Origin of the sequence: Pseudoalteromonas sp. H105 (assembly GCF_001469215.1) — a bacterium.
In the GTDB taxonomy this organism is placed as follows: domain Bacteria; phylum Pseudomonadota; class Gammaproteobacteria; order Enterobacterales; family Alteromonadaceae; genus Pseudoalteromonas.
Window position 1 is genome coordinate 151,740 of record NZ_LOFH01000007.1, and the last position, 20,665, is coordinate 172,404.

General features: G+C 40.7%; 19 protein-coding genes. 15 read left to right on the forward strand and 4 right to left on the reverse strand.

The features are described from left to right. Positions 1-140 precede the first annotated feature (140 nt). Complete coding sequence (locus ATS75_RS13220; protein ID WP_058560892.1) at positions 141-1,382, forward strand: malic enzyme-like NAD(P)-binding protein; 1,242 nt, start codon at positions 141-143, stop codon at positions 1,380-1,382. A gap of 86 nt (positions 1,383-1,468) precedes the next feature. Here ATS75_RS13220 and metJ read toward each other — a convergent pair whose 3' ends face one another. Next, positions 1,469-1,789 carry a met regulon transcriptional regulator MetJ gene (metJ, locus tag ATS75_RS13225; RefSeq protein WP_058560893.1) on the reverse strand — a complete coding sequence of 107 codons (321 nt, stop codon included), beginning with the start codon at positions 1,787-1,789 and terminating at the stop codon, positions 1,469-1,471. 237 nt (positions 1,790-2,026) lie between these two features. Here metJ and metB point away from each other — a divergent pair, with 237 nt between their 5' ends. Together metB and metL are read left to right on the forward strand one after the other, a co-directional pair. Further along, positions 2,027-3,289, forward strand: coding sequence for a cystathionine gamma-synthase (gene metB, locus ATS75_RS13230; protein WP_058560894.1), 1,263 nt, complete (start codon positions 2,027-2,029; stop codon positions 3,287-3,289). A gap of 5 nt (positions 3,290-3,294) precedes the next feature. Further along, on the forward strand, positions 3,295-5,640 hold the full coding sequence (metL, locus tag ATS75_RS13235) for a bifunctional aspartate kinase/homoserine dehydrogenase II (RefSeq protein WP_058560895.1): 2,346 nt from the start codon (positions 3,295-3,297) through the stop codon (positions 5,638-5,640). Positions 5,641-5,714: 74 nt separating this feature from the next. Here metL and ATS75_RS13240 read toward each other — a convergent pair whose 3' ends face one another. After that, positions 5,715-8,219 (reverse strand): penicillin-binding protein 1A, encoded by a 2,505-nt coding sequence (locus tag ATS75_RS13240; protein WP_058560896.1) that lies wholly within the window; start codon positions 8,217-8,219, stop codon positions 5,715-5,717. A 132-nt stretch (positions 8,220-8,351) separates the two neighbouring features. Here ATS75_RS13240 and ATS75_RS13245 point away from each other — a divergent pair, with 132 nt between their 5' ends. The 9 genes from ATS75_RS13245 to ATS75_RS13285 all read left to right on the forward strand — a co-directional run bounded on the left by ATS75_RS13245 (position 8,352) and on the right by ATS75_RS13285 (position 17,263). After that, positions 8,352-9,431, forward strand: coding sequence for a pilus assembly protein PilM (locus tag ATS75_RS13245; protein ID WP_058560897.1), 1,080 nt, complete (start codon positions 8,352-8,354; stop codon positions 9,429-9,431). Next, the gene (locus tag ATS75_RS13250; protein ID WP_058560898.1) at positions 9,419-9,982 is read left to right on the forward strand and encodes a PilN domain-containing protein; all 564 of its coding nucleotides are present in this window, start codon (positions 9,419-9,421) and stop codon (positions 9,980-9,982) included. The genes ATS75_RS13245 and ATS75_RS13250 overlap by 13 nt, the downstream gene beginning before the upstream one ends. Beyond that, positions 9,982-10,599 carry a type 4a pilus biogenesis protein PilO gene (locus ATS75_RS13255; RefSeq protein ID WP_058560899.1) on the forward strand — a complete coding sequence of 206 codons (618 nt, stop codon included), beginning with the start codon at positions 9,982-9,984 and terminating at the stop codon, positions 10,597-10,599. Before ATS75_RS13250 ends, ATS75_RS13255 begins: the two co-directional genes overlap by 1 nt. Then, positions 10,596-11,132, forward strand: coding sequence for a pilus assembly protein PilP (locus ATS75_RS13260; RefSeq protein ID WP_058560900.1), 537 nt, complete (start codon positions 10,596-10,598; stop codon positions 11,130-11,132). Before ATS75_RS13255 ends, ATS75_RS13260 begins: the two co-directional genes overlap by 4 nt. Next, positions 11,119-13,209, forward strand: coding sequence for a type IV pilus secretin PilQ (locus ATS75_RS13265; RefSeq protein WP_058560901.1), 2,091 nt, complete (start codon positions 11,119-11,121; stop codon positions 13,207-13,209). The genes ATS75_RS13260 and ATS75_RS13265 overlap by 14 nt, the downstream gene beginning before the upstream one ends. 184 nt (positions 13,210-13,393) lie before the next feature. Beyond that, positions 13,394-13,912 (forward strand): shikimate kinase AroK, encoded by a 519-nt coding sequence (aroK, locus tag ATS75_RS13270; RefSeq protein WP_054204874.1) that lies wholly within the window; start codon positions 13,394-13,396, stop codon positions 13,910-13,912. A gap of 25 nt (positions 13,913-13,937) precedes the next feature. After that, positions 13,938-15,008, forward strand: a complete 1,071-nt coding sequence (gene aroB / locus ATS75_RS13275) for a 3-dehydroquinate synthase (protein ID WP_058560902.1) — start codon at positions 13,938-13,940, stop codon at positions 15,006-15,008. Continuing rightward, positions 15,008-16,357: an AAA family ATPase gene (locus ATS75_RS13280; RefSeq protein WP_058560903.1), complete on the forward strand. Its 1,350-nt coding sequence runs from the start codon at positions 15,008-15,010 to the stop codon at positions 16,355-16,357. Before aroB ends, ATS75_RS13280 begins: the two co-directional genes overlap by 1 nt. A gap of 54 nt (positions 16,358-16,411) precedes the next feature. Beyond that, positions 16,412-17,263: a Dam family site-specific DNA-(adenine-N6)-methyltransferase gene (locus ATS75_RS13285; protein WP_058560904.1), complete on the forward strand. Its 852-nt coding sequence runs from the start codon at positions 16,412-16,414 to the stop codon at positions 17,261-17,263. On the opposite strand, the gene ATS75_RS13290 is transcribed toward ATS75_RS13285, so the two are convergent. Together ATS75_RS13290 and ATS75_RS13295 are read right to left on the reverse strand one after the other, a co-directional pair. Continuing rightward, positions 17,226-17,411 carry a DUF2970 domain-containing protein gene (locus ATS75_RS13290; protein WP_058560905.1) on the reverse strand — a complete coding sequence of 62 codons (186 nt, stop codon included), beginning with the start codon at positions 17,409-17,411 and terminating at the stop codon, positions 17,226-17,228. The two genes, ATS75_RS13285 and ATS75_RS13290, sit on opposite strands and share 38 nt — an antisense overlap. Before the next feature lie 3 nt (positions 17,412-17,414). Continuing rightward, a complete protein-coding gene (locus ATS75_RS13295) occupies positions 17,415-17,705 on the reverse strand; it encodes a hypothetical protein (RefSeq protein ID WP_058560906.1) in 291 nt (96 codons plus the stop codon). A gap of 531 nt (positions 17,706-18,236) precedes the next feature. On the opposite strand from ATS75_RS13295, the gene rpe reads away from it, so the two are divergent. The 3 genes from rpe to trpS all read left to right on the forward strand — a co-directional run bounded on the left by rpe (position 18,237) and on the right by trpS (position 20,654). Next, positions 18,237-18,920, forward strand: coding sequence for a ribulose-phosphate 3-epimerase (rpe, locus tag ATS75_RS13300; protein ID WP_058560907.1), 684 nt, complete (start codon positions 18,237-18,239; stop codon positions 18,918-18,920). Next, positions 18,920-19,585 carry a phosphoglycolate phosphatase gene (locus ATS75_RS13305; protein ID WP_058560908.1) on the forward strand — a complete coding sequence of 222 codons (666 nt, stop codon included), beginning with the start codon at positions 18,920-18,922 and terminating at the stop codon, positions 19,583-19,585. Before rpe ends, ATS75_RS13305 begins: the two co-directional genes overlap by 1 nt. A gap of 64 nt (positions 19,586-19,649) precedes the next feature. Further along, entirely contained in the window at positions 19,650-20,654 is a 1,005-nt protein-coding gene (gene trpS / locus ATS75_RS13310; RefSeq protein ID WP_058560909.1) for a tryptophan--tRNA ligase, read from the forward strand. The last annotated feature ends 11 nt before the right edge of the window (positions 20,655-20,665 follow it).

The window sequence follows — 20,665 nt, forward strand, 5'->3', positions numbered from 1 at the left end:
AAACTTAACTGATATAGCTTATAACAGGATAGACCTGATATTGCTTGAATTTAATTATAATATCGGTATTGTTCTCAATTAAAGATATAGAACTGCTCTCTCACACTTAATTTAACTTACTTGCAGGATAAAATCGCGTTATGTCAGACTTTCGTGAACAAGCACTACACTACCATGCCCACCCCGTTCCAGGAAAAATCAGCGTTGAACTTACTAAGCCAGCTGAAACCGTTCAAGATCTCGCTTTAGCATACAGCCCTGGTGTTGCTGAACCTGTTCGTGAAATTGCAGCGGATCCCGCTAATGCATATAAATATACAGGTAAAGGCAACATAGTTGCGGTTATCACAAATGGCACAGCAATATTAGGCCTAGGTAATTTAGGCCCTTTGGCTTCAAAACCAGTGATGGAAGGAAAGGCGCTACTATTTAAACGTTTTGCAGGCCTTGATTCTATCGATATTGAAGTAAAACATCGCACGACTGAAGACTTTATCAATACGGTGGCTAATATTGCCGATACGTTTGGTGGTATTAATCTCGAAGATATTAAAGCCCCAGAATGTTTTGAAATCGAAAAAGCGTTAATTGAGCGCTGCAGCATTCCCGTATTCCATGATGATCAGCACGGTACAGCGATTGTAACAGCTGCTGGCATGATCAACGCTTTAGAAGTTCAAGGTAAAAAGATTGAAGATGCGATCATCGTGTGTTTAGGTGCAGGTGCTGCTGCTGTAGCATGTATGGAGTTGCTAATTAAGTGTGGCGCACTGCGTGAGCACATTTATATGCTTGACCGTAAAGGGGTTATTCACACTCGCCGTGATGACCTTAATGAATATAAACAATTATTTGCGAACAACACTGATAAACGTACTTTGCAAGATGTTATTGCAGACGCAGACGTGTTTGTTGGGGTGTCTGGGCCTAATTTATTAGCGCCTGAAGATTTAAAGTTAATGGCGGACAAGCCCGTTATTTTTGCTTGCTCTAACCCGGATCCTGAAATTAACCCTGCATTAGCACACAGCGCGCGTAACGATCTTATAATGGCGACAGGTCGTTCTGATTACCCGAACCAAGTAAATAATGTGTTATGTTTCCCATTTATTTTCCGTGGTGCGCTTGATGTTCGTGCAAGCCAAATCAATGATGAAATGAAAATTGCAGCGGTAGATGCTATTCGCAGTATTGCAAAAGAGCCTGTTCCTGCTGAAGTACTAACTGCTGCAGGTGTTGATAAATTAGAATTTGGCCCTGAGTATATTATTCCAAAACCAATGGATCCGCGTTTATTACCGCGTATTGCTAAAGCTGTAGCGCAAGCGGCGATTGATTCAGGTGTAGCGCAAATTGATATGCCTGAAAACTATATGGCTTAGGTCAAAATAATCTGATAATAAAAAACCTCAGTAACGTAAGTTACTGAGGTTTTTTTGTATCCAATTCCTGAAGGCAGGAATGTAGCTTAATCTTCGTTAAGAATAGGTACTTCAAGCCCCATCTCAAGCATAATTTTCTTCACTTCTTCAGGTACTTTCTCTGGATTGTCTTTACGTAAGTCGTCGTCATTCGGTAAAGGCTGGCCAGTAAACGCATGTAAAAATGCTTCACAAAGCAATTCACTATTTGTTGCATGTCTTAAGTTGTTAATTTGACGACGCGTGCGTTCATCCGTTAAAACTTTAAGTACATTGAGTGGAATAGATACGGTGATCTTTTTCACTTGTTCTGATTTTTTACCGTGTTCTGCATATGGGTGAATATATTCACCATTCCATTTAGCCATAAGAAGTATCGTTGCCTCAGGTTATTAATTGTTTGCATCGCCGAGTTGCTTTGCAAAGATGCGGGAAATTCTATCGTTTTAAAAAAGATAGTCAAACACTTGTTATTTAGCCATCTAGCTCGCTAAATTTCTTTACTTCTATAAATGTAAACTCTGTACCACAAATTCTTTGACTTATGAGTATTGATCATCTAACCTTTTAGACGTCTAAACATCCATTTAATTGTAGGTGACGTTATGAGTCAAAAGAACAAAGCAACTATCGCGGTACGAAAAGGAATCGACGCTGATAAACATCACGGTGCAGTTGTGCCTCCTCTCCATTTATCAACGACCTATTCATTTGCTGACTTTGATACAAAACGTCAATACGATTATGGCCGCAGCGGTAACCCTAACCGTGATATTTTAGCTGAGACATTGGCTGAACTTGAAGGTGGCGCAAAAGGTATTATTACTGCGACAGGCATGGCTGCGGTACATTTAGCAACACAGTTACTTAACAGCAATGATACGTTAGTGATCCCACACGATTGCTATGGCGGCAGTTATCGCTTATTTACCTCACTTGAAAAACGAGGCTTACTTAAGCTAGTGGTTCTAGATTTAACCAAGGTTGAAAACCATCAAAAAATTCTTGAGTTAAAACCAAAACTAATCTGGATTGAAACACCGAGTAATCCCATTTTACGCCTGACTGATATTAAAGCGATTACTGCGATTGCTAAACAGTGCGGTGCACTTGTTGGTGCCGATAACACCTTTTTATCGCCAGCGCTACAAAACCCAATCGAGTTTGGTGTTGATATTGTTGTGCATTCAACCACTAAATATATTAATGGCCACTCGGATGTTGTTGGCGGCGCTGTGATTGCAGCCAACCAAACGTTAGGTGATGAGTTGGCTTGGTGGGCAAATAATATAGGTATTACTGGCGCGCCATTTGATAGCTATTTGACACTGCGCGGTTTACGTACGTTAAATGTGCGTTTGCGCCAACATCAAGAAAATGCGTTTGTTATTGCGCAGTATTTAGAAAGTTCACCGTATGTGAGTCAAGTTTACTACCCAGGCCTTGAGTCTCATCCTCAACATGAGCTGGCAAAACAGCAACAACGTGGCTTTGGTGGCATGGTTAGCTTTGATATCAAAGGGGATGTAAATGATGCTGCGGCATTTTTGACGAGCTTAGAAGAGTTTAGCCTAGCAGAGTCATTAGGGGGAGTTGAGAGTTTAATTTGCCACCCGGCTACGATGACACATGCCGGTATGGATGCAACGGCACGCTTAGAAGCGGGTGTTGGTGATACCTTGATTCGCATTTCGGTCGGTATTGAAGATGTCAAAGATTTGGTTGCTGACTTAGATCGTGTATTTAATAAAGTAAAACCAGGTCACGGTCAGAGCCCTGTGGCATCAAAAAAAGTAGTTCCGCAAGAACAGCAAAGTGAACACACAAGCTCGTTCAAGTTAACACCAGCACATACGGCGTTGTGGTAATAAAAATGGTAAATATAGTTCATAAGTTTGGTGGGTCGAGTTTAAGTTCACCAGAGCGCTATCAAGCAGTCGCAAATATAATACTGGCACACACTGAGTTAGGTGATTGTGTTGTGGTGTCTGCTGCAGGCAAAACAACCAACACATTAGTTAAGTTATGGCAAAGCTATCAACAAGGTGATCAGCAAGCTGTAAGTGACATTTTGCTATTGCTTGATAATCATCAACGCGTTCTCATTGAGCAACTACTAACAGCACAAGCAAAGCAATCGGCGCTGAATGTGTTGGAGCAAGAATTGGCAACACTAGCAGAGCATGCAGCGCAGCATACACTGAGCGAAGCGCCTTTACTTGCGCATGGTGAGGTATGGTCAGCTCGTTTATTGGCGGCTTATCTCAAACAACTAGGTTTAGCAGCTCAAGACCTTGATGCACGTCAATTATTTACACTTAATGATGGGCAGTTATTGCATCAAAAAAACCAGCAAGCGTGCCAAGAGCAGATCAGTGCTGAGCATATTAATGTGGTAACCGGTTTTATTGCCAGTGACTGTCAAGACAATACGATAACATTAGGACGCAATGGCAGCGATTACAGTGCCACATTGCTAGGCAGTTATTGCCATGCGCAACAAGTGTCTATTTGGACAGATACACAGGGCGTTTACAGTACTGATCCGCGCAAAGTGACTAAAGCTGTCAAGTATTCAAAAGTATGTCGTGGGCAAGCCAATTTGCTGGCTCGTTTAGGTAACCCTGTGCTGCATGCAAAGACCTTATCACCGCTTAAAAATTCAGACATCAAACTTGTTGTTCGAAGTAGTTTTGATAGCGAAGCGAATCCAACGGAGATAGTGAAAGAGGGTTATAGTAAAGCAAAGCGTTTTATCACCACTTTGGAAAATATAGATTTACTGCGTGTTGATCAACTAAATGCAGGTGAAGTTGGGCAATTGAGCCAGCTTATTCAGCACAGTTTGCATCACTTTGTTAAACAAGGTGATACGTACCTTTTGGTGCCCGGTGAGGCAACACATCAAGTGGTAAGTCATTTGCAAGGACGTGCGAACATCATTGAATCTAATTTATATGGGTGCGCTATAGTGGCGCCGAGCAATGATATTGCTCATCTTTCTTTACAAGCCTCTGCATTATTGAGTGAAGAGAGCTCGACACCACGCTTTAGCCATCAAGATAATGACTACGCGTTGTTACTGACAGATCAAGCAATAGATAGTGATGTATTAACATTATTACACGATAAATTGATTAACAAAGGCCAGGAGCTGGCAGTGATCATTGCCGGTTTAGGTAATGTTGGGGAAGTGTTTATAACCCAGCTATCACAACAGCTAGAACGCTTAGAACAGCATTTTAGTGTAAAGCTTGTTGGTTTATTGCGTTCACAACAAATGGTGTTTTGCCCAAGTGGCATTAGGTTAGAGCAGTGGCAAACGCAATGGGATAACGAAGCGCTAGATTACGATGCTGCAGATTTGGTTAGCCATATTGGCGAATTAGATTATGAGCATAAGGTAGTGATTGATATCACAGCGAGTGAGTCATTTAGCCAACTATATCCAGCGTTTGTTAATTTAGATTGTCATTTGATCAGCGCTAATAAATACGCTGGTACCGCCGATAATGAATGGTATCAGGCATTGCGCCATAACTTAACGGAACGTAATTTATTATGGCGCTACAATACCTCTGTGGGGGCGGGTTTACCAATTAACTTTGCACTTGCTGATTTACAAAATAGTGGTGATACAATCACTCACATTGAAGGCGTTTTTTCAGGTACGTTGTCTTGGTTATGCAGCAGTTATGATGGTAGTGTGCCATTTTCAGATCTGGTGCTAAAAGCACAAGAAATGGGGTTTACTGAGCCTGACCCTCGCGAAGATTTATCTGGTCGAGATATGCAACGTAAATTACTTATCTTAGCGCGTGAGCTTGGTTTGACATTAGAATTGGATGAGATAGGGTTAACCCCTTTGATGCCAGAGCAATTAGCACACGGTGATTGGCAGTCATTTTTAGCGAACAAAGATCTGCTAGATCAGTTCATTTGTGAAAAAGCCGAACAAGCGGATAAAGAAGGCAAAGTGCTACGCTACACTGGCGCATTATCAATCATAGATAATAAAGTGACAGCAAAAGTCGGCTTGGCATTTGCGACGAAAGGAGATGCACTAGCAAACTTAACACCGGGCGATAACATATTTGTTATCAATAGCCAGTGGTACAGTGAAAACGCCTTGGTGATACAAGGACCCGGTGCAGGTAAAGACGTGACCGCTGCAGGGGTTCACTCCGACTTATACTGGTTGGTGCAAAATTTAAAGTAAGTAGATAACAGATATAAAAAAGCGCCACTTTGAAAAAGTGGCGCTTTTTTAGTTTTAGGCTTAAATCGTTGAGCCTAAAATAGTTCTTCTTCCGTTTTTGTGTCTTCAAAAACATCATCTGTATTTTGAATCACGTACTTTGTCGGGGATGAGCCCTTTTCAAAGTACTCAAAGCGGCTAGTATGATCGTTTTTCTGGCTGAGTAAACCGCTAGCAAGATCGATACGAATAGACACTAACCCTTCAGGGGGTTCTATCGGGGCTTCAGGTTTTGTATTTAACGCCACTCGCATAAAGTCGACCCAGGCAGGTTGCGCTGTTTTAGCGCCTGATTCTGCACCTGATATCTGAGATTTATCTAAGTTACTATTATAGGTTGAACGTCCAAGTGGGTTACCAGGGTTATCAAAACCCACCCACACAGTGGTCATTACGTTACGGTTAAAACCACTAAACCAGGTATCGACAGAATCATTAGTCGTGCCTGTCTTACCTGATAAATCACGGCGTTTCAATGCTTGTGCGCGCCAACCTGTGCCGCTCCACCCTGTCTTATGTGCCCAGCTTCCGCCTCCCCAAATAGCACTGTGCATCGCGTCTGCAATTAGAAATGCATTTTGCTTTGATACAATACGAGGCGCACATTGCGAAGAAGTATGCGAGCTCGTGGCCGTTTCATCACTGATATCATTTAATGCTAGCGAACTTGTTTGACTGGATAAGTCAGTCGTATCGCATGCTAACTGTGGTTGTGCTTTATAAAGCACATTACCGGCAGAATCTTGGATTTCACTGATAAAGTACGGTGTTATCAAATGGCCACCATTGGCAAATGCGCTCATTCCTCTAGCTAATTCTAGCGGCGTAATTGCTGCGCTTCCCAAAGCAAGGGATTCACTGCGGTTTAAGTCATCATTTTTAAAACCAAACTTTAATAAGTGATCTGCTGTGCGGTTTAAACCTACGCCACGGAGTAAGCGCACAGAAATAACATTCTTTGATTGTGCGAGTGCGCGACGGATACGAATAGGGCCATTATAAACTGCTGGGCTATTTTTCGGACGCCACGCAACCCCTAAGCTTTTATCCCATTGATTGATAGGTGCATCGTTGAGAATAGAAGCCAATGTGTAACCATTTTCTAAAGCAGCTGAATAAATAAAAGGCTTAATGTTTGAACCTACTTGGCGTTTTGCTTGTACGGCTCGGTTATATTGGCTTTGCTCAAAACTATACCCACCGACTATTGCTTTGATGCGACCATCATTAGGGTCAAGAGACACAAGCGCGCTGGCAGCTTCAGGAAGTTGGCTCAATATGTAACTGCCATCATCGTTTTTACGCAACCAAATTTGATCGCCCGGCGTTAAAATTTCTGATGCGGTTTTAGGTGCGTAACTTTGGCGATAGCGAGTTATATATTTGCGTGCCCACTTTAGATTATCCCAAGCGAGCATGGTTTGTTCGCCATTTTTGAGAATGACTTGCGCTGATTGCTCATTCACTTCTAACACAGCGGCGGCTAATAACGGACCAATTTCTGCCAGTGGTTTTAACTTCTTAATAATTGCATCATGGCTTAAAGGTGGTTGGGTTGCACTATCCCAAAGTTGCATGCTAGCACCACGGTAGCCGTGACGCATGTCGTACGCATGCAAGTTATCTACAAGTGCTTTTTGAGCTGCAGCTTGAACGTCTGATTCCACACTTGTAAATACTTTAAACCCGGAATTATAGGCGCGCTCATAACCGTAGAGGTTGACCATTTCAGCACGAACCATCTCAGAGATGTAAGGCGCATATAAGTCAATTTCTGCACCATGAAAACGAGCTGTAATTGGTTGGCTAGCGGTTTCGTTAAATGTTGCTTGAGTAATAAAGCCTTCATCAAGCATGCGGCCTAACACAACATTACGGCGTGCTTTAGCGCGTTCAGGATTACGAATAGGGTTTAATGCAGAAGGGGCTTTTGGTAGCCCCGCAATCATCGCCATTTGTGCTAAGTTTAATTCGTTTAATGATTTACCATAGTAAACTTGTGCAGCTGCGCCAATACCAAAAGCGCGGTTGCCCAGTTCAATCTTATTGAGATAAAGCTCGAGGATTTCATCTTTTGTCAGCAGATTTTCAATATGCAGCGCAATAAATATCTCTTTTACTTTACGAATGTATGCTTTTTCTCTCGTTAGAAAGAAATTTCGCGCTAGCTGCATGGTAATTGTACTTGCACCTTGTTTCTTTTCACCTGTGGAAATTAAAACAATAGCGGAGCGAACAATACCAATGGGATCAATACCTATGTGCTCATAAAACCGAGAATCTTCAGTTGCTAACAGCGCGTCTATAAGTGGTTGAGGAATTTCATCGATACGAGCCGGTATGCGGCGTTTTTCGCCGAATTGATTGATAAGCAATCCATCGCGGGAAAAGACCTGCATAGGAGTTTGTAACTGCACGTCTTTTAAAACTTGCACGCTAGGGATATCAGATTTAACATAATAATAAAGGCTGACTAAAGTAATTAGCCCCAAAAAGATGCAAATGATAATAAATTGTAAAGTTCGCTTGAATAAAATCACTTATATTTTCCCTAAATGGACTCCCAATTAGAATCGTAGGCTGATAGTATATATTGATTAAAAAATGAATAATATTTTTTCAGATAAAAATTATAACTTGTTTATTCTTAAAACAAAGGCCAAGTTGCTAACATGTTAAGCCAATTACTGAATAAGTCTTCATCAATGATGATAGGGATAGATATCGGTTCGCATGCCATTAAAGCTGTGTTACTGAATGAAACGGAAACTGGCTATCGCCTTGAGGCCCTAGCAATTGAGCCTATGCCAAAAGGCACAATGTCAGAACGAAACATTCAAGACATTGAGGCGATAGGCAATATTATTACGAAACTAAAACGTAAATTACCTAAATCAGCAAAATCGGCTGCCGTCGCTGTCTCTGGCCAAACAGTGATAACAAAAGTTATATTTATGGATGTGACGCTTTCAGATGCAGAGCTTGAATCACAGATTGAAATCGAAGCAGATAGCCTAATTCCTTACCCATTGGATGAAGTTAGCCTAGACTTTGAAAAGTTAGGCACTAATGAAGCTGATCCGACAAAAATGAACGTGTTGCTTTCTGCTGCGCGAACCGAAAGTGTTGAAGCACGCGTAGGGGCATTAGAAAGTGCGGGGTTGGTGGCTAAAGTAGTGGATGTAGAAAGTTACGCACTTAGCCGTGCTATGGATGTTTACTATCAACAACTTCCCAGTGATGCATTTAATAAATGTGTTGCGATGATAGACATTGGCGCAGTGCTCATGCTGGTCAGTGTGGTTCTTGGCGGCGAAACAATCTATACAAGGGATCAAGTTTTTGGTGGTGACCAATACACCAATAGTATCGTATCTTATTATAATAAAGGCTTTGATGAAGCTGAAATAGGCAAGACGACAGGTGACCTTCCACCTAATTACACCTTTGAAGTGTTAGCGCCTTTTCAAACTTCTTTACTGCAGCAGGTTCGCCGAGCAGTACAAATGTTTTTAACTACCAGCGGTAAAGAGCACATAGACTACATCGTGCTAACTGGCGGTACAGCAATGATAGATGGCTTAGACAGGCTTTTAGTTGAAGAACTTGGCATTCATACTATTATTGCTCAACCATTCGAAAATATGGATGTTTCACCCAGAGTTGATCGAAATGTGATGCAACGTCATCGAACTCAATTCGCGATTGCAACCGGGTTGGCTTTAAGGAGCTTTTCATCATGCCACATATAAATCTCCTCCCTTGGCGTGAGCAGCAGCGTAAACAATCGCAAAATAAGTTTGCTACGATTTTGTTTTTAGTGGTTTTAGTTAGTTTTTTGAGTATGTATATGTTGAGTGCTTACTATGGCGGCTTGCGTGATGGTCAAAATATTAGAAACAACTTCTTGAACACTGAAATAGCCCAATTGGACATGAGAATACGAGAAATACGTGAGCTAGATAGAAAAAAAGAAAGCTTGCAGCAACGTATGCGACTTATTGAAGATTTACAGAGTAGCCGTAATTTAGGCACACAGATCATGGATGAGGTTGCTAAAATCGTCCCCGGTGGCGTGTACTTAACAAAACTAGAGCGTCGCGGCAGTGCGATTCAAGTTATTGGGCGAAGTGAGTCTAATAATCGATTGTCGAGTATGCTTAGACAAGTGCAAAACTCCTACCTATTAGAAAAACCAAGCATGCAAGGTATTGTTGCTGGTGAAAATTCATCACGTTTATTAAGCGATTTCAATATGGAGTTTTATGTAAAACCCTTTGATAAAATAGGTGAAAAAGAATAATGAACCTAGATATTAAAGCGCTAACAGAAATCGATTGGAACGAAATAGAGCTTGAAAATATTGGCGACTGGCCCTTAGTTGTTAAGATGATTTGCGGGGCTTTTGTGGCTGCGCTGGTATTATTTTTTAGCTATAGTTTGTTAGTTTCCAGTGAAATAGATAGTTATCATAATGCAGTCGCTAAAGAAGTTGAGCTACGTAATACTTACCGTACTAAATATGCGATAGCCAGTAATTTAGAAATCTATCGTAAACAAATGGTCGATATGGAAGATAAGTTTTCGCAACTTCTACGTCGCTTACCGACTTCAAATGAAACACCAGGCTTATTAGATGATTTAACCTATGTTGGCACTACGAGTGGTTTAACATTTTTAAAAATTGGTTGGCTGCCAGAAATTGAAAAAGAATTCTATACTGAGTTACCGATTAAAATTGAGGTGGTAGGTAGCTATCATGAGTTTGGTGATTTTGTTGGCAAAGTTGCTCAGTTACCGCGAATTGTCAGTTTGCATGATTTTTCGATAACAAGTAACAATTCAGGAAAACTGACATTCAGCGTTGTTGCAAAGACATACCGTTATGAAGGCGATACACAAAAAGGGACTAAACAATGAAAAAAATAGCCCTGACTGTATTGATTACAGTTGCCTTAACGGGATGTAACGATGATACTGCAGAGCAGCAGGAGTTTATTGATCAAGTAAAAGCCAGCACAACGCCAAAAGTAGAAGAAATACCGAAATTAACTCAGTTTGAACACTTTGATTACAGTGCCGGGCAATTACGTAGTCCGTTTGTTGCGCCACAGCCTGAAATTATTCAAAGCAACTTAGTACAAATTAAAAACTGTCTTCATCCTGATCCTGACAGAACGCGCGAACCACTAGAAAAGTACCCGTTAGACAATTTGGCGATGAAAGGTACTTTAGGCTCCCAAGGAGACATGTGGGCACTTATTAAAGCGGCAGATGAGACTTTACACCGTGTAACCGTTGGCTATCATCTCGGTTTGTACCATGGTGAAGTAAAAGATGTTCAGAACGATTATATTGAATTGTTAGAGCTAATACCCGATGGATCTGGTTGTTGGAAAGAACGCCTGACTAAACTTGAAATGTTAGAGGCGACGACTGATGACGCAAGTTAAAAATAATAAAGGTAAAATTAAAATGCGTAAGGGAGTATCTTGGCGTAATAGGGTTCAACAAGCGTTGCTTGTTGCTATTACACTGTTTGTCACACACTCTGCTTTTGCAGAGCCATTACTTTATGATATTCGTTATAATCCGTTGCTTGAAGGAGAAACGGAGTTACAGCTGGTATTTGATGAAGAAATAACACAACAACCAAATATTCAAGTGTTCAATAGCCCAGCACGTATTGAAATGCGTTTTATGGGCTCCAGTGTAGAAAAAGAACTTGGAGAAGTTGCTATCAATCAAGCGGGCATTGAAAAGGTTTCAAGTCACGTTAAAGAGGGCATGTTACTCGTTACAGTACACATGGATAGCTTGAAGATTTATCAAACAACGGTCAAAAATAATCTTGTGTCATTGCATGTATCAGACAACATGCTGAGTAGCGCAAAGAGCGATAGTTCTGATGGTTCAACAGATGATACGGCTAGTTATATAAACACCATCCAATCAATAGATTTTCGCAGAGGTGAAAAAGGCGAAGCCCGTGTATTAGTTTTTCTACAAGATACTCAGGCAGCAGTCGATGTGCATGAAAGTGGAGGTAAGATCATTGCTGAATTTCATCACACTGATATCTTAGATGATCTTCTTTATGAACTAGATGTGCTTGATTTTGGCACAATCGTGAGCTCAATCGAAACCTTTAAAGAAGATAATAAAAGCCGTGTTGTTATTGAGCCAAACTCTGCCTTTAAGTACACGTTCCAGCAAATTGAAAATGTATTTTCACTGACCGTGGAAAAAGATGCATCTCAGCGCTCATTTTTAGATGGCGGTAAAGAGTACCTTGGCCGACCAATGACGCTAAATTTCCAAGACATTTCTGTTAGAGCAGTCTTACAGATTATCGCAGGCTATAATGATTTCAATCTTGTAACGAGTGATTCAGTAACAGGTAATATTACTTTGCGCCTAAATGGTGTGCCTTGGGATCAAGCGCTTGATGTGGTTTTACGTGTAAAAGGCCTCGATAAGCGGATGGATGGTTCAATCCTAATGGTTGCACCATCAGAAGAGCTTGCAGCGCGAGAAGCGAAAGATTTAAAAGCAAAGCAGCAAGTTGAAGATTTAGAGCCGTTATACAGCGAGTATATTCGTTTAAATTACGCAAAAGCGGAAGACTTTGCTGATTTATTAAAAACAGACACCAACAGTATAATTACCCCAAGAGGGAGTGTTTCTGTTGATCAACGAACAAATACATTGCTAATTAAAGACACTGTTAAGAGCATTGAAAGTGTTCGTCGAATGGTTGAAACATTGGATATACCAGTCAAACAAGTTGTCATCGAATCTCGCATGGTCACTGTACGTGATAATGTCAAAGAAGATTTGGGTGTGCGCTGGGGCTTTAGTGATCAACAAGGAACAGACGGTATATCAGGCACGCTTGAAGGTGCAAATACGATATCAAATGGCACTATTCCAAGTATTTCTGATCGATTAAACGTTAACTTACCTATAACTGGTGCTGCTGGTAGCATAGGTATGCACGTTGCTAAGTTAGCAAATGGCACATTGCTCGATTTAGAGCTAACGGCGCTAGAAGAGGAAAACCGTGGTGAAATTATTGCAAGTCCACGTATTACTACAGCTAACCAGCAAAAAGCACGTATTGAGCAAGGGACAGAAATCCCTTATGTAGAGTCTGCGTCAAGTGGTGCAACAACGGTTACTTTTAAGAAGGCGGTACTCAGCCTTGAGGTAACCCCACATATAACGCCTGACAATAAAGTGATATTGGATTTAGTAATCACGCAAGATACGCGTGGAGATACCGTTCAAACGCCAACAGGTTCAGCTGTTTCAATTGATACTCAAGAGATTCAAACTCAAGTATTGGTAGAAAATGGTCAAACAGTGGTACTTGGTGGTATATTCCAGCAGCAAATTATAAACTCAGTGAAAAAAGTGCCTTTACTTGGTGATATTCCATACTTGGGAACGCTTTTTAAAAGTACGAGTGAGTTTAATGAGAAGAAAGAATTGTTAATTTTCGTTACCCCGAAAATTCAAATAGACTAAAACAAGTCGAGTTTCTTTAACATAACGGGCAATTTTTAACTTTAATTGCTCGTTAATTGTCTTTTTGTTCTATTTGACTTGAAATACCCAATCAATTACTGAGATAATCCCCTCCTTAATTTTGGGGCCAGGTCGTTAGGCGGGGTTTTATTTCAAATTTTAGAGTTCGTTTGTACTAAAAGATATGGCTGAAAAACGTAATATATTTCTAGTTGGCCCTATGGGGGCTGGCAAAAGCACAATTGGTCGTCACATTGCGGACCAATTACATCTTGAATTTGTCGATTCTGATCAAGAAATCGAACGCCGTACAGGTGCTGATATAGCATGGGTGTTTGACCTTGAAGGTGAAGAAGGCTTTCGACTTCGTGAAGAAGGCGTCATTGGCGACCTAACCGAAATGCAAGGTATTGTACTTGCAACTGGTGGTGGTTCAGTGATGAGTAAAGAAGTTCGAAATAAGCTTTCAGCTCGTGGTATCGTTGTGTACCTAGAGACACCAATTGAAAAGCAAGTTGCACGTACGCAGCGCGACAAGCGTCGCCCATTACTGCAAACAGAAGAAGCACCTCGTGACGTATTAGAGCGTCTAGCTGAAGAACGCGAGCCGCTATATAAAGAAGTTGCTGATTTTACTGTACGCACTGATGAGCAAAGCGCGAAAGTTGTTGCTAATCAAATCATTGAGAAATTAGATTTTTAAAAACCAATAATAAAGGATACTGGCGATGCTTGAATTAACTGTTAATTTAGACGAGCGTAGTTATCCTATATATATTGGCAAATCTGCACTTCATAACACAGACAGGTTACGTCAGCACTTAGGTGATTGTCGTCCTATCTTCATCACTAATAACACCATTGCACCTTTGTATTTAAATGATGCAATGGCGTTATTAGCTGATTTAACCCCACTTCATTTTGTTATACCTGACGGCGAGCAATTCAAATCATTAGAGTGGTTTGAAAAGATTTCAGCATTTTTGTTAGAAAATAATTGCGGCCGAGATACGTGCTTAATTGCCCTTGGCGGTGGTGTGGTTGGCGATCTGACTGGCTTTGTTGCTGCCTGTTATCAACGTGGTATCCCTTTTATCCAAGTACCGACAACTTTGTTATCGCAAGTTGACTCTTCTGTTGGTGGCAAAACTGCCGTCAATCACCCGTTGGGTAAAAATATGATTGGGGCATTTTATCAGCCACAAGCTGTTTTTATCGATACTCAATCATTGCATACGTTACCTGAGCGGGAGTTTGCGGCAGGTATGGCCGAAGTTATTAAGTATGGCCTTATCTACGATACCGAGTTATTTACTTTTTTAGAAAATCATATAGCTCAGTTACACGCACTGGATGAAGAAACACTTCAGCATGTTATATCACGCTGCTGTGAGATCAAGGCCTTGATTGTTGCACAAGATGAGAAAGAAGCAGGCCTACGTGCTCTCCTTAATTTAGGGCATACCTTCGCTCATGCAATTGAAGCTCAAATGGGTTATGGTAAATGGTTGCATGGCGAAGCAGTGGCAACAGGCATGGTGTTGGCTGCAGAATTAGCCCATACACGTGGTGATTTGACTGCGGCTGAAGTGAAAAAAATCACCGCTTTAATTACAGCATATAATTTACCGTGTGATATACCAGAAGTGATGAATAGTGAGCATTTTTTGCATCATATGCGTAAAGATAAAAAGAATAAAAAGGGGACTATTCGTTTTATTCTACCCACCGAGTTTGGCCAATGTGCGCTCGTTGATAATGTATCAGATCAACAGGTTCGTGATTTAATAGGACGCTAATGCAGTCACAAATCTTACCAAGCCGATCGGCCTTGGTTGATCGCATAGCCCTACAGTTTGAGTACGGGCAAAACTTAATTACTCTTTTGGGGCCTTCAGGGCTTGGCAAAAGCTATCTTTTAGAAACGTTCATCACGGATAAATATAACGACTTTAACAAAGCGTTTGTACAAGTTAGTGCACGTATGACTGACGCGCAGCTGATGAGTGAACTGTTAGAACAAAGCTTTCGTGCTCCGTTAATAGATCAAACTTTGTCCCTAAGTGATAATTTCTTTCAGTTAGTCAACAGTCAAAATTGTGGACCCTGTTTGTGGGTGCTTGATGGGGGCCGTCATATTTCTGATGAAATGGCTGCTGACTTAGCTATATTAGCTAAAAAAAGCCCAACAACATTATATATTTTAGTGGCATCTCAATCGGTAGGTCAGTTCAGTAATGCTGTCGAAATTCACCTCGAGGCACTCTCAATTGCCGAGAGTAAGCAGTTGATGGGCTGGTATTTTAAAGATTTACCATTGGATGAAGACCCTGTTTTTCAAACATTCCTAAAAGAGTCTCATGGTAATCCAAGCCTTTTATTAGCGTGGCAATCAGTAGAGCATAGCGCAGAGGTTAAAGTCGCAGATAAAGTATCTTGGCGATTACACTTAATCACTTTAATGCTGATCATTATGTTACTTATTATTGGCTTTTTGTATAAATCAGATATGACCAACTGGTGGCAAGCAATATACCAACAAGAAGTGGTAGAAGATGTGCCAACAGCGATTGCGGTTGATGATTTTAAACAGCAGTCAGCACCTTCCTCTACCCTGGAAGTTATAGCTGCGAAGAGCGATTCGCAAGTAAGCGAAGACGAACAACCGTTGAAGGAATCACCAAGCGAGCACGAACAAGAAGATCAAAATAATGTTGCTGCAATTTTTGGCAGCCTTGTTGTTGCACCGGATGAATCAGACATAGTTGCCGACGAGCTTGAGCCACTAGTTGCGCCTGAAACAGGTATCGCAGACACGGTTAAGCCTGATATTGTTGTGTCTTTACCTGCTGATAATGCATGGTTTACTTCGCAAGCTGATGATACTGTTGTTATTCAGTTGCTAGCAGTGACAAAGCAAGCAATTGCTGAGCAATTTGTTGTCGAGCAGCAGTTAAGCGATTCGGCAAAAATCTATCAAACACAACGTAATAATAAGCAGTGGTGGGTCGTTACCTACGGTGGTTACGAAAGTTTAAATGCGGCACGAGAAGTTACACCTACCTTACCTAAAGCTGTGCTTAACAATCAGCCATTTTATAAAAGAATCAGTAAAATAAAACAAGAAATCGCGTTACTAGATCAGTAAAAGTATACTGATTAGTGTAAAATCGCGGCCATATCAGTTTTAAGTAAAGAGCCAATGCAAACAAAGACCAGAGCTTTCCTTAAATGGGCCGGCGGAAAATACAGCTTAGTTGAAGATATCAGCACACGCTTGGATGCTGCAAGTAAGCATGCTGATACGTTAGTTGAACCGTTTGTAGGCGCTGGATCTGTATTTCTCAACACGCATTTTAAACATTATATTTTGAACGATATCAATGCAGACCTTATTAATCTTTATAATGAGCTGAAAAATTCTCCAGACGAATTTATAAGTGATGCTAAAAAGCTGTTTGTAGATATAAACAATCATCCCGAAGCTTATTACGAATATCGTGTGCAGTTTAATCAAAGTAATGATATTTATGAGCGCGCGATTTTGTTCTTATACATGAATCGCCACGGCTATAATGGCTTATGTCGTTACAACTTAAAGGGCATCTTCAATGTCCCTTTTGGAAAGTATAAACGGCCTTATTTCCCTGAAAAAGAAATGCACTTCTTCGCAAATAAAGCGCAGCAGGCAACATTTACCTGTTTAGGCTATGATGATGTTTTTAAACTAGTTCCAGACAATGCAGTGATTTACTGTGATCCACCGTATGTGCCTTTAAGTAAAACCGCTTCATTTACTTCTTATGCAAAGGGAGGATTCAACCTAGATGATCAAGCTAATTTAGCAAACCTTGCTGAACAAGCTGCATTTGAAAAAAATACGCCGGTGCTCATTTCTAACCACGATACAGTCTGGACGCGTAAGATTTACAGTCAGGCATCATTGGATAAAATTCAAGTAAAACGAACAATTAGTCCTAAAGGTGGTTCTCGAAACAAGGTAGACGAGCTGATGGCTATGTACTTAAAACCCAAGAAACAACAGCGAAGATAGCGGCAATAAATATAAAAAACAGCATGATAGCTATAATAATAATAGATAAAGGGGAGTGTTGTTTGAAGTCTGATTCACGCTTACCTTCAGATTGCACTCCAAAAAACGCTGCAATTACGCTTTGAAAAGCACTTAGCAGCTGATGCATCTATTAAAATCGAGGACTAAGTGAGCGTGCTTTTTGGGGTTCATCAGAACGTGTAAGTAGCTCTAAAAGGTCTAAGTAATGAAACTGAGCGCTTCGACTATCACCTGTTATCCACGACATCCAACTAGACTCTTGTTCTGCATTCATGCAATGGGCCGCATTTTTAACAAAGTGTTCTGAGCTACATTGGCAATCATTAGATACAAGAAGTTCAGCATCACTTTTAGATAAAAAGCTTATTGTACCGATAGTTATAGCAGTCGCAGTTAATATCCCAATTTTAAAAGCTTGCATTTTACTAGTCCATTAAGGTGTTACTTATTTAAGCATACATAATAATTGTTTAAATAACAAACTTAATTTTCCTTATTAAATGTAAAAAATCAATGATATTATAGGGTTAAAGTAAACTTAATGTTTATGGTAAGTTGTTTTAAAGTTGATAGTTGCAATTAACCGGATAGAGCAAGTGCGTTATTTCATCCATTGCCTCGCTAAATTATTAACTCCTAAGTAAATATGTTTTATTGATAGGAAGGATTTATATTGTGGATGCATTTAACAAAAAGTGCTAAAAATTTAATGTGACAGCGCGATTAGAATTTGAATAAGCTGCCATCCTCATATTTATTTATCAATACTCGCTTAGTCAGTTAAGTTTAAAGTAGCTTAGTAATAGCAAAAATACATGCGAGGAATGCAATTTGCCGGTTGATCGCCATAGAATTATTTCCCCCGGGTTAAGGTTATTTGTTACATTATGCGCATTAAAATTCTGCAAGTATAACTTGTTAGTATGTTTTGAAGAGACTCTAAGGATTGCCCATGCTAGAAACAATGCAAAAATATCTTATCGCCCCCTCTATTTTATCCGCTGATTTTGCTCGATTAGGTGAAGATGTTGAGAATGTCCTCAATGCTGGGGCGGATGTTGTCCATTTTGATGTTATGGATAACCATTATGTACCAAATTTAACGATTGGACCTATGGTGTGTAAAGCATTGCGAGATTACGGTGTGACAGCACCGATTGATGTGCATTTAATGGTCAAGCCAGTTGATAGTTTAATTCCTCAGTTTGCTGAAGCGGGTGCATCAATTATTACTTTTCACCCTGAAGCAAGTGAACACATTGATCGTACCTTACAGCTTATTAAAGATTGTGGTTGCCAAGCTGGCCTCGTATTTAACCCTGCAACGAGTCTACGTTACTTAGAGCATGTTATTGATAAGTTAGATGTGGTTTTACTCATGTCTGTTAATCCAGGCTTTGGCGGTCAAAGTTTTATTCCTCATACCTTAGAGAAACTGCGTCAAGCCCGTAAAATTATCGATGATTCAGGGAGAAAAATTCGCTTGGAAGTGGATGGCGGTATAAAGGTTGATAATATAGCGGCGGCTGCACAAGCAGGTGCCGATATGTTTGTTGCAGGCTCAGCCATTTTTAATCAGCCTGACTATAAAACCGTTGTTGACCAAATGCGAGTGCAATTACAGGGCGTTAAGTAATGAAGTATGAAGCGGCTTTATTTGATTTAGACGGCACCTTAGTCGACAGTGTGTATGATTTATACATTGCCATGAACTTAACGTTGTCTGAGCTTGCTTTCCCCATCGTTAGTCAGCGACTGGTTGAAAGCTGGGTGGGTAATGGTATCGACACGCTGGTAAAGCGAGGTTTAAGTGGAGATATGCAAATAAGCGAGCAGTTAGATGCGCAACTTACGCGCAAAGCTATCGAGATTTTTTATGGGCATTACGCGCAACAAGTTGGCGAGTACAGTGTACTATACCAACATGTTGAAACAGGCCTTGCAGCCTTACGTAATACACCAAAGGCACTTGTGACCAATAAAGCGCGTCGGTTTACTGAAAAGCTACTTAATAAACTTGCCTTATCGGAACACTTTGATGTGATCGTGTGTGGCGATGATATGGCTAAAAAGCCATCTGCTGAACCGCTTCTGTTTGCGTGTAAGCAATTAAACGTGCCAGTAAGCCAAGCAATAATGATTGGTGACTCAAAAAGCGATATTCTAGCAGCGCAGGCTGCAAACATTGATGTAATTGCACTGACCTATGGCTATAACCAAGGTGAAAACCTGAGTGATTACAATCCACAGTACCTCTGTGATACATTCTTAGATATAATACCCGTACTTACCCAGAGGTAGGTTCGTTTTCAATTTACGTGTTTTTAACCACAGTATTTTTATTTTAGTAATATAAAGGAACATCATGAGTAAACCAGTAGTGTTAAGTGGCATTCAGCCAACCGGTGGTATGACAATAGGCAACTATGTTGGCGCTATCAACCAGTGGCTTAAGCTACAGGAAGACCACGAAAGTTACTTTATGTTGGTTGATTTACACGCGATCACTGTTCGTCAAGAGCCTGAATTACTGCGTTCACGCGTACTGGACGGTGTCGCTTTGTATGCAGCTTGCGGAATTGACCCAGAAAAAGCGGCTTTATTTGTACAATCACAAGTGCCAGAGCATGCACAGTTAGCATGGGTGCTAAACTGTTATGCCCAAATGGGTGAATTAAATCGCATGACGCAGTTTAAAGACAAATCGTCAAAGCATGCTAATAATGTCAACGTGGGGCTATTTTCATACCCTGTTCTACAAGCGGCTGATATTTTATTGTATCAAGCGGATCAAGTGCCTGTGGGTGAAGATCAAAAGCAACATTTAGAGCTAACGCGTGATATCGCTAACCGCTTTAATAATCTATATGGTGACGTATTTAAGGTGCCTCAACCGTATATTCCAGAGCTCGGTGCGCGAGTGATGAGCCTGCAAGATCCGCTCAAGAAAATGTCTAAATCTGATGATAATCCGAATGGTTACATCATGTTACTCGATGAGCCTAAAAAGATTGAGAAAAAGCTGAAAAAAGCAGTCACAGATTCAGATGAACAAGCGCGTATCTACTTTGATCGAACTGAAAAGCCGGGCGTATCTAACTTGTTAACGCTAATGTCTGTTGCGACTAAGCGTTCAATAGAAGATCTTGTTCCTGAATATGAAGATAAAATGTATGGTCACCTTAAAAAAGACACTGCTGATGCCGTTGTCAGCATGATCGAACCAATTCAATCTCGTTTCAAAGAAATTCGTGAAGATCAAACATTACTTAATAGCATTATGAAGTCAGGTGCAGAAAAAGCCAGTGTTCGTGCCGAGAAAACACTTAAATCGGTATACTATGCACTAGGTTTTATTCCTCGCGGATAAGTTTAATTAGA